Raw genomic sequence first — 9,096 nt, 5'->3', positions numbered from 1 at the left:
GTTCCGCCGTGCACTCTCGAAATGCCCCTGGCATCCCCGCGGACAGTCGCGGTGGCGAACCGGTTCCGGGCCGTGGACCCGAAATGAACGACGGAAAGAAGGCTGACGGCATGCACCGTGCGCTGTGTCCGGTCGAGACGCTCTACGTGGGTCAGAGAAGCAGGGCCGTTCTGTCCTGCGCCCTGCGCGGGCCCGTGGACGTGGCGGCGCTGTCGGCCGCCTTCGACGCCATGACGGAGGCCAACCCGCCGCTGCGCTCCCGTATCGAGCGGGACGGAGCGGGCCACGTCCTGCGCCTGCTCGGTGAGGACGAGCGGCCCCGGCTGGTCACTCGGACCGGCGACGGGACGGAGGCCCACGCGGCGGAGTTGAACAGGCCCCTCCCGCTCGGGGGCCCGCTGAGCCGTGCCGTCCTGGTCAGCGCGCCGGACGGCGAGAGCCACCTGTTCGTGCTGGTGGTGGACCACACCGTCATCGACGGCCACAGCAGCATCGCGCTGCACAACGCGCTGTGGGACCGCTACCGGGCGTTGGTCGACGGGGAGTCCACCGCCGAGGCCGCTGAGGCGGGCCTCCCGCGCTGGCCCGAGCCCGTCAGCCAGCTGCTGCCTCCGGCCGACGCCGCCGACACGGCGAAGTACCTCGACGGCCGTCTCGAGCAGACCCGGCGGCACCCGGTCGAGCTGGTGCCGTACGACGCCGTCACCGGCGGAGGGGCCGACGCGGACGGGCACATCGAGGTCCGCAGGCTGACCCTGGACACGGACCTCACCTCGCGGCTGCGCCGGACGGCGCGCGGCTCGGGCGTCTCCGTGCACGCCCTGATCGCCGCGGCGCTGCTGGCCACGGCCCGGCGACGCCTGGACGGCGGCGGATCCCGCACCCTCGGCTGTCTCTCCCCCGTCGACCTGCGCTCCCGGCTGTCCCCGCCGCTGCCCGCCTCCGCCCCGGTGCCCGCGGTCACCACCCACCTGCAGACCCTGGAGGTGTCCGAGGCCTGCGAGCCGCTGGAGCTGGCGCGTGCCGTGCACGCCCGCCTGAGCGACTTCCTCTCCCGCGGTGACCACTTCCACGAGATGCGCATCACGCCGGAGATCCCCGGTAACCCCGCTCTGCAGTTGGCCACGGTGATCGCCACCAACATGGGCGTCGTTCCCGGCCCGCGGCTGCCGAGCGGGCTGCGGGCGGTGGACGTGCGTCTGGTGCCGGCCCGCGAGCACTACTTCCCGCAGGCGGGGCGCAGCCCCGTCATGGCGTGCGTCGTCTCCTTCGAAGGCCGGCTCTCCATCGAGTTCCCGCACTCCACGGCCTGTTACAGCCCGTCCTTCATGCGGGCGTTCCGCGACGACGTGCGCGCCGGGCTCCTCGGCTTCGCGACCGCGGCGGAGCCCGGGGGCGCCCGCGCCGCCACCGGCTGACCACGGCCCCTCCGCCACCCCCGTCCCCGCCCGCCCGGCTGCCGTAAGGAAGCGCTGCCCGACATGACCACCGTCAGCGAACCCCCCTCCCCCCTGACGCTGCTCCCCCGAGCCCAGGCGGGTGACGAGCACGCGATGAACCGCCTGCTGACCGGCATCACGCCCTATGTCGCGCGTATCTGCAGGTCCATCACCCATGACGACGGTGCCGACGCCACGCAGGAGGCGCTGCTCGCCGTCTACCGCGGCCTGGGTTCCCTGCGCGAACCGGCGGCGTTCTACGGCTGGGTGCGCTCGGTGACGGTCCGCGAGGCCGTCCGCACCGCCAAGCGCTACGGCGAGGAACGCTGCTGTTCCGAGGTGGAGTCGCGGCAGGAGACGAACCCCCTGGACGCGGTGCACATCAGTGACGTGCTGGAGCGTCTGTCCCGGGCGCACCGGCAGGTCCTCACCCTGCGTGCCTACGGGCTCAACGAGGAGGAGATGGCCGAGGTGCTCGCCCTGCCCGTGGGTACCGTCCGCTCCCGTCTCTTCCGGGCCCGCCGTCGGTTCCAGGAGGCGTGGCAGCCCTCGGCGGCGTGACGCCGGAACCGGCGCCCCGGGGCCGGGCCCGCACGAAGGCGGCTGTGGCGGTGCGTCACCGCCACAGCCGCCGCATGGGGCTCGACGAGCCCCCTTCCGCGCTACCGCACGCGTTCCGGGAGGACGCGCGGGGGCCACTGGCCTGTGGCGAACATCCCGAGCGCGTGCGCCCGCGCCACCAGGGCGGGGCGGTTGGACACGTCGAAGCGCCGCAGCATCTGCCCGACGCGGTACTCGATTCCCTGACGGCTCAGATAGAGACGGGAGGCCAACTGCACCGTGGACTCGCCACTCGCCACACCTTCCAGGACCTGCGCGTCGAGGGCGCTGAGTACAGGCCCGCCGGAAGTCTCGCCTTCGGACCGGCGCAGGAAGACGACGACGCCGACCATGTCCCCCGAAGGTTTCCTGACGGCGACCGCGGTGATTTCCGCCTGGAAATTCCGGCCGGTGCCGTCCCGGCCCGTCACCTTTTCCTCGAATCGCCGACTGCTTCCCGAGGAAAGCGCGGTGAACCGTTCCCGCAGCCGTGCGGGAACGGATGAGCGGAGAAGGTCGAGCAGGCCGTGCCCGCGTATTTCTTCGACGCTCAGTCCGAATTGGCGGGCGAATCCGGGGTCCGCGGCCGTGACGACCAGGTCCCCGGGGGACACGTGGGCTCTGCAGGCGTCCGCCGGGGCGGCACCTCCCGGCGCGCCGTTTCCGGTCGGGGCGCGGCGAGCGGGGGCGGCCGCAGCGGCGGCTCTCCTGTTCTTGCGGGGCGAGGCGTCGGGGAAACTCGTGGTCGCCACGGACGTACCGTCCTTCTTCCTGCGCGTGGGGGCTGGGAAGGGTGAGCGGACGCGGAGCGGACCGGTGCGCCGTGCCTGGGTGTCGACGAGCGTCCGGTAACGGCGCGTGCCACCTCGTCGGTGGCCGGCGCCGGTGTCCGCGTCGCCCCGGGGCGGCCGGCGGCGGGGCGCCGGGTTCCCGGGTCGGTCAGGGTGAGCAGAGGAGGCGGCGCCGGGGCGGCCGGCACCCGACTGCCGTGGATAACGTTGTCATGGCCACTCGATCTCGGTGTCCGATCCTGGCGGAAGGCCACCGGACGGACCGGCGGGCCGTACGTCCGGCCTTCGTGAGGGGCGCGGTCGGGAGCTGCGCAGCACGAAAACCTCCACATGACGAAGACGGGATCACATCAAGGGGGCGCTCTCGAGACTAAGGGTCGGCAACCCGTGTGGCAAGAGTTTGCCAGATGGCCTCGGCGACCTGGCAACTCCCTTGCGATCGGGCCTCTTTCGGGCAGCGTGAAGCCCGATCCAAACACTTCCCGCAGCGTCGGGTACCGCCTCCGCAAGGGCCGGTTGACCTGCACTTAACGGCTTGTAGCCCCTTGCCGGGCTTCATAGAGTGTTGACAACCCGCGCGCCCGACCGGGCAGGCGGGGACCACGACACCTGTTGGCCGCGTCATGGAACAAGAGGGGAGAGATGCTCGAACAGCCGTATTTCGGCCGTCGGTTGAAGAGGCTTCGGCTGGCACGGGGCCTGAGCCAGGCCGGCCTCGTCGGCGAGGGCATGTCGACGGGATACCTGTCACGTCTGGAGTCCGGTGACCGGCCTCCCACCGAGCGCGCCGTGTCCTACCTCGCCCACCGGCTCGGCGTCGACACGTCCGCCCTGACCGGTCCTGCGGACGGCAGGTCCCTGACCGGGGTACTGGCCGCCGTGGCCTCGGCGCCGCCCGGAACGGACGACACGGCGGCTCTCAGCCGCGCGGTCGAGGAGGACGCGGGCGAGGATCCCGCCGCCCGCTGGCAGGCCCTGTGGCTGCTGAGCCGCGCCGCCGGCCACGACGGCGACTACGAGCTGGAGCGCACGCGGCTGCTGGAACTCATCGAGCTTAGCGATCTGTTGGAGGCACCGGAACTCCGGGCCCGGTCGCGCGTCCGGTACGCCCGTTGCACACGCGCCCTGGGCGACATGCGCACGGCCGAACCGGCGGCCGTGGAGGCGCTGTCCGTGGCCCGCGCCGCGGAACTGGGCGTGTCCGACACCCTGGCCGCCCTGATGGTGCTGATCAGCATCGAGACGGAACTCGGCAGGCTGGAGACGGCCGGCCGGCACGTCGCCGAACTGGAGCGGGATCTGCTGCCCGTGGCCACATCCGCCCAGGCGGCCGAAGCGTTGTGGACGGCCGCAGTGGTCAGCAACCGCCAGGGCGACGACGCGACCGCCCGGGCCAGGCTGGACACCGCCCTGGGCCTGCTGAAGGGCAAGGACGACCTGACCCTGTGGACCCGGCTACGGGCCGCCGCCACCGCCGCCGCGCTGCAGATGTCACCGCCCGGCGTGGCCGCCGCCGAGCGCTGGCTGGGCGAGGCCGCCTCCGTCCTCCACCTGATCGGCACCCCTCTGCAGCTCCAGGAGCTGCGGGCGCTCCAGGCCCACCTCGCCTTCCATCAGGGCCGGCTGGACGACGCCCGGGCCCTCAGCCGGACCCTGCGCGCCGAGGAGGACCTGCGCCTCTCCTACCGTGACCGGGTACGGCTGTCGGTCCTCGACGGCCGGCTGATGATCCTGGCGGGCCGCGCCGACGAGGGCGTCGCCGCCCTGCAACGGCTCGGGCGGCAGGCGGCGGAGTCCGGGAACCTCGACCTGGCGGCCCACATCTGGCAGGCCCTGGCCACCACCCTGGCCGACGTCCGCTCCCCCGGGGCACGGACGCGGACACCGGAGCGGGGCGACTCCGGACGCCACCGCGCCTCCGGCTCCTGAACGGCCCGCGCACGCCCGGCGCCTCGGTGCGCGGGCCGTGTTCGCGATGTGCGGCCATGCGGCCGGCGCCGACCGCCGCCCCGCGGCCGCGACGGAGCGGGTGGGACCACCGCCGGAACAGTTCCCATGCCCCGTAGCGCTCCGAACGAGACGACGTCATGGGTGAGGGACCGGGCCAGGTGGATTTCACCTGGGCGGGCGGCCCGGATGCGCACCGTGTGAGCCGTTGCCGAGTCGGCGAGCCGGGTCCGTGGTCGTGGGAGCGTTGGCCGAGGACCGGTCCGGGCGGCGCTGCCGACCGTGAACGTGAGAAGGACCGGTCCCGTCGGGCCTCTCGGGAGGCGGACCGTGATCGCTGGTCGGCCCGTTACTCGTACCGGTACTTCAGCGCATCCGCCTCCGCCCGCTCGATGTCGGCGATCGTCGGTTCCGGCATCCGCAGCTGGGCCGGCGTCACCTCGGCCGAGGTCGGCTGCGCGTCCGCCGGCAGCCACTGCTCCGGCTTCCAGGCCCCGCCGCGCAGGAGCGGCTTGGGGCAGTGCGGGTGGACCTCCTCGATCCCCGGCACCAGCGCACCGGCCGGCGGCTTGCCCACGGCGGTCAGCCGCGACAGCAGCTCCGGGCGGGTGGAGACGCGGGCCCGGCCGTTCACCCTGAGCGTCGTGGTGCGCCCCGGGACGACGAACAGCAGCCCGGCCCGTCCGGTGGCGATGACGTTCTGCAGGGTGTCCAGGCGCTTGTTGCCGGTCGCGTCCGGTATCGCCACCGTCCGTGGGTCCAGGACGGTGGCGAACCCGGCGGGGCCGCCGCGCGGGGAAACGTCGCAGTTGCCCTCGGCGTCCGCGCCGGCGACCAGGACCAGTGACGAGCAGCCGATCGACCGCCGGGCCTGCTCGGTGAGTTCGGTCATCTGCTTGCGCGACGCCGTCTCCTTGGGGAGTTCGTGGACCCGGCGCAGCGCCTCCTGGTCGGGCACGGCGTCGAGGCGGAGCGAGTCGAAGGCACTGCCGGCAAGGAGTGGCGTCATGCCCCGCCCCTGCGGGACCGGTCGAACTCCCGACCGACGGTCCGGCCGTGAAGGTCCTCGCCGAGGCCGACCGGCCACCGGGGACGGGGCGCCCGGAGCGGCGGGCGGGTGGTGACGCCTCCGCACCGCACGTTCGGGAAGAACGCCCCGGACCGGTACGAGGGGATGCACGGGCTCGTCGGACGACAGCCCGCCGTGGCAGGTGACGTCAGCACGCCCGCGGACCGGGACGATGCCTGTCGGCGAGCGGTGAAGGGCGCCTACGGTGAGCCGCGGGGCGGCGGATAGCGTACGGGCATGGCGATCACGGGGAAGCGCCGCGTCCTGTACCGGCAGGGCAGCGGATTCTGGCGGATGACGGCGAAGTGGGTTCTGGTCTTCGGGGTCCTGTACCTGCTGGACGGCGGGCTGCTCCGGTCCTGGGGCGACGCTCTGGTCTGGCCGATGATCGGGATCGTGCTGTGGGTGCCGTTCGGGATCGGTGTCGTCTGGTACCCGAAGAAGAACCAGCGCGTCGAGCTGACGGAGCGTGAACTTCGGGTGCGGCGTGAGCGGCTGCCGATGGAGGAGGTGAACCTGCTGCACGTGGCGCGGCTGTGGCTGGAGGGGCGGTCAACCGCCGACAGCCAGCCGGTGCTGGAATGGCCACGGCTCGACCGGGTGGTGTGGGTGCCGCTGCGGGACGGCCGGGCGTTCGGCGTGGAGTTCCGCGACCCGGCCGCGTTCGCCGGGGTCTTCGGCGCCTTCGCGGTCGCGGCGTGCGGCGGGCCCGACATCGTCCGTGCGAGAGCCGCAGCGGAGACCTACCCGAATCCGATCCCGATGCGGTCCCGCTCCACCGGTGACGCAGGCTCCTGGCCGGACATCCTGGACATCTTCGACTGACAGCCGGGAACGCCGGCAAGGGGCAGCGCTCCGTCAGGGACACGGGGAACTGCACAGGGCCGGCGTTCTCGACCGGCTCCCGCGAGGGTGTTTCACACAGACACCGCCTCACGCGGCACCGGCGGCTCCCGCCGGGTGGCGGGCCGGACCGTCGACGCGCCCGCGCCTCCGGTCTCCTGCCCATGACCGCCGACGCGGGCATCCGGCCCTGGAAACGCTCACCGGGGCGTACGGAACACCATGTTCGAGACAGCCCCGACGAAGTCCTGTCAGGGGCGGGGTTCCAGCACCTCCAGGGTGCCCGTCTCCGTGTCGTAGCTGCGCAGGGTGGTGAGCCGGACCGACGACGGCGGCTCCGGCAGCAGCTCGAAGACCCGCGGGCCGACGAAGGCGCCGGCCCGCCGGGAGCGGCCGAGGGTGATGTGCGGGCTCCAGCGCGCGGGAGCGTGGAGAGGGTTGAGGGTCTCGGGCGGACTGTCCGAGGCCACCGCGTCCCACACCCGGCCGTGCAGGGTCGCCAGCGCGGAGTCGAGACGCAGCGCCCAGGCCAGCACCGAGGTCGGCCGCTCGAAGCGGACCACGCCGGTGACCCGCACCGGCAGCGGCAGGGTGGCGGCCACCTCGGCGAGCTCCCAGCGGATCGGAGCGGTCAGCTCCGGGCAGGCGGCCAGGGTCAGGTGCGGGCTGTTGGTCGGTGAGCGATGACGCGCCTGACTGGGCAGCCCCGCGTCCGCGAGCCGCCGCCAGGCCTCCCGGACCGCGAGGTCCGCCGTCTCGTCCAACAAAAGCTCGACTGTGCGCACTGGCGCAGCCTACCCACGGGAGCCTGCGGTTCCGCCGCCCCCACCGGCAGGACCGTCGAACCGGGTGCTCGGCCGTGGTCATGCGTGTTCTCCGGGGGCGGGCGGCCGGCAGTTCTCGGGGCGGCCCGGGGCCGTGTCCCGTCCCGGCGGGTTCCGCTCGTCGTCCGGTCGCACGTGGGTGAGCTTGGCGGGGTCGGTGACGGCGTAGACGCCGGAGACCTGGTCGCCGTCCGGGGTGAGGTCCATGACCATCACGGCGTACGGGGAGTCACCCGTGAACAGCACCGCCGCGTCGTCGCCGTTGACGCGACGGTAGCGGATGTCCAGGCTCTCGGTGCGCCGGGTGGCGTAGCCGGCCGGCATGCGGGCGGCCTTCTCCCGGCCGTGGACCGGACGCAGTCCGGCCGCCTGCCGTGCGCCTCCGCCGTCGATCCAGACCGTCAACGTCCGGGGCGAGGATCTCCATGAGCGCGGGGATGTCGCCGCCGAGGGCGGCTGCGACGAACCGCTCGGTCGCCTCCCGCCGGACGCGGGGGTGGGCGCGGTAGCGGGGGCGGCGGGCGTGCCCGTGGGCGCGGGCCCGGTGGGCGAGCTGACGTACGGAGGCAGGGCCGCGGCCGAGCATGCCGGCGATTTCGGTGCGGGGGTAGCCGAACACCTCGTGGAGGACGAACACCGCCCGTTCCAGCGGTGTGAGGGTCTCCAGGACCACCAGCATCGCCATGGAGACCGAGTCCGTACGTACCGCGTGGTCGGCGGTGTCCGGGGCGAGGCCGGTGGCGGCATCGGCGACCAGGGGTTCGAGCGGCCAGGTACCGATGTACGTCTCCCGTCGGGAGGCGACGGCGGTCTGCCGGGCGAGTGCGTGGTTCACGGCGATGCGCACGAGGTAGGCGCGCGGGTTGCCGATCTCCGCCAGCGACGCCCGACGGTTCCTGCCGGACCAGGACAGCCAGGTCTCCTGGAGCACGTCCTCGGTGTCGGCGACGCTGCCGAGCAATGTTGTAGACGACGGAGAACAGGAGTTCGCGGTGATCGACGAAGAGCCGCGTCGTGTCGTGCGCCGGGCCGTCCTGTCGTTCTCCCCCGCCCGGCCCGCGCGTTCTTGAGGGGCAGGGTGAAGACCTCCCGGACCGGGACCGTGTTCCGCGACGGCGGTGAGGGGACGACGGCGGCGACCGCGAGGAGGACCAGGGCGCTCGTGCCGGCCCAGATGACGAACGTGGTTCGCCAGTCGGTGTGGCTCTCCACGACGGTTCCCAGCGGGATGCCCACCACGGTGGCGATGGAGATGCCGGACATGACGACCGCGGCCGCCCTGTCGGCGTGGCGCTCCGGGACGATGCGCATGGCCATGCTGACACCGATGGCCCAGAACACACCGCCGGCGAAGCCCATGACGAGCCGCGTGGTCGGGATCAGCGCGTAGCTCGGTGAGACGGCGGTGACCAGGTTGCCCAGGGCCAGGATCGCCAGGAGCCCGGACAGCAGCGGACGCCGGTCGACGCGCCGGGTCCACGCCACGACGAACGGCACGCCCGGGCCGGCCGCGACGCCTTGTGCGGACCGCGGCCGCTCACCACGGCCGGGAAATCGGGGTCTCACCTCCGGGTCCTGAGGAG

7 protein-coding genes and 2 pseudogenes are annotated in these 9,096 nt (G+C 73.3%); 4 read left to right on the top strand and 5 right to left on the bottom strand.

Annotated elements, in window-relative coordinates; all coding sequences use genetic code 11:
* Positions 1-110 precede the first annotated feature (110 nt).
* Together AB0A94_RS15580 and AB0A94_RS15575 are read left to right on the top strand one after the other, a co-directional pair.
* The gene (locus AB0A94_RS15580) at positions 111-1,418 is read left to right on the top strand and encodes a condensation domain-containing protein (protein WP_361744505.1); all 1,308 of its coding nucleotides are present in this window, start codon (positions 111-113) and stop codon (positions 1,416-1,418) included.
* Positions 1,419-1,481: 63 nt separating this feature from the next.
* Complete coding sequence (locus AB0A94_RS15575; protein WP_361744503.1) at positions 1,482-2,000, top strand: sigma-70 family RNA polymerase sigma factor; 519 nt, start codon at positions 1,482-1,484, stop codon at positions 1,998-2,000.
* 101 nt (positions 2,001-2,101) lie between these two features.
* Here the strand turns inward: AB0A94_RS15575 and AB0A94_RS15570 are convergent, their stop codons facing one another.
* The gene (locus tag AB0A94_RS15570) at positions 2,102-2,653 is read right to left on the bottom strand and encodes a PAS domain-containing protein (protein ID WP_361744502.1); all 552 of its coding nucleotides are present in this window, start codon (positions 2,651-2,653) and stop codon (positions 2,102-2,104) included.
* 819 nt (positions 2,654-3,472) lie between these two features.
* On the opposite strand from AB0A94_RS15570, the gene AB0A94_RS15565 reads away from it, so the two are divergent.
* Complete coding sequence (locus AB0A94_RS15565; protein ID WP_361744500.1) at positions 3,473-4,759, top strand: helix-turn-helix domain-containing protein; 1,287 nt, start codon at positions 3,473-3,475, stop codon at positions 4,757-4,759.
* A 367-nt stretch (positions 4,760-5,126) separates the two neighbouring features.
* On the opposite strand, the gene AB0A94_RS15560 is transcribed toward AB0A94_RS15565, so the two are convergent.
* Complete coding sequence (locus tag AB0A94_RS15560; RefSeq protein ID WP_361744498.1) at positions 5,127-5,786, bottom strand: MSMEG_1061 family FMN-dependent PPOX-type flavoprotein; 660 nt, start codon at positions 5,784-5,786, stop codon at positions 5,127-5,129.
* Between the two features lie 297 nt (positions 5,787-6,083).
* Here AB0A94_RS15560 and AB0A94_RS15555 point away from each other — a divergent pair, with 297 nt between their 5' ends.
* Positions 6,084-6,671 carry a hypothetical protein gene (locus tag AB0A94_RS15555; protein WP_361744496.1) on the top strand — a complete coding sequence of 196 codons (588 nt, stop codon included), beginning with the start codon at positions 6,084-6,086 and terminating at the stop codon, positions 6,669-6,671.
* A 269-nt stretch (positions 6,672-6,940) separates the two neighbouring features.
* Here AB0A94_RS15555 and AB0A94_RS15550 read toward each other — a convergent pair whose 3' ends face one another.
* The 3 genes and pseudogenes from AB0A94_RS15550 to AB0A94_RS15540 form a co-directional block, all read right to left on the bottom strand.
* Positions 6,941-7,474: a 2'-5' RNA ligase family protein gene (locus AB0A94_RS15550; RefSeq protein WP_361744494.1), complete on the bottom strand. Its 534-nt coding sequence runs from the start codon at positions 7,472-7,474 to the stop codon at positions 6,941-6,943.
* Positions 7,475-7,552: 78 nt separating this feature from the next.
* Positions 7,553-8,496: pseudogene (locus AB0A94_RS15545) on the bottom strand (sigma factor-like helix-turn-helix DNA-binding protein).
* 157 nt (positions 8,497-8,653) lie between these two features.
* Positions 8,654-8,998, bottom strand: a pseudogene (locus AB0A94_RS15540) (MFS transporter); the annotation flags it as partial.
* Positions 8,999-9,096 lie beyond the last annotated feature (98 nt).

Source organism: Streptomyces sp. NPDC044984, assembly GCF_040646935.1.
Classification (GTDB): domain Bacteria; phylum Actinomycetota; class Actinomycetes; order Streptomycetales; family Streptomycetaceae; genus Streptomyces.
The sequence above is the reverse complement of the archived record's forward strand: the minus strand, read 5'-3'. Positions and strand labels throughout refer to the sequence as shown.

Coding starts and splice junctions, on each gene's coding strand:
- AB0A94_RS15575 (WP_361744503.1), top strand. CDS start 1,482: ATGACCACCGTCAGCGAACCCCCCTCCCCCCTGACGCTGCTCCCCCGA.
- AB0A94_RS15555 (WP_361744496.1), top strand. CDS start 6,084: ATGGCGATCACGGGGAAGCGCCGCGTCCTGTACCGGCAGGGCAGCGGA.
- AB0A94_RS15580 (WP_361744505.1), top strand. CDS start 111: ATGCACCGTGCGCTGTGTCCGGTCGAGACGCTCTACGTGGGTCAGAGA.
- AB0A94_RS15560 (WP_361744498.1), bottom strand. CDS start 5,786: ATGACGCCACTCCTTGCCGGCAGTGCCTTCGACTCGCTCCGCCTCGAC.
- AB0A94_RS15565 (WP_361744500.1), top strand. CDS start 3,473: ATGCTCGAACAGCCGTATTTCGGCCGTCGGTTGAAGAGGCTTCGGCTG.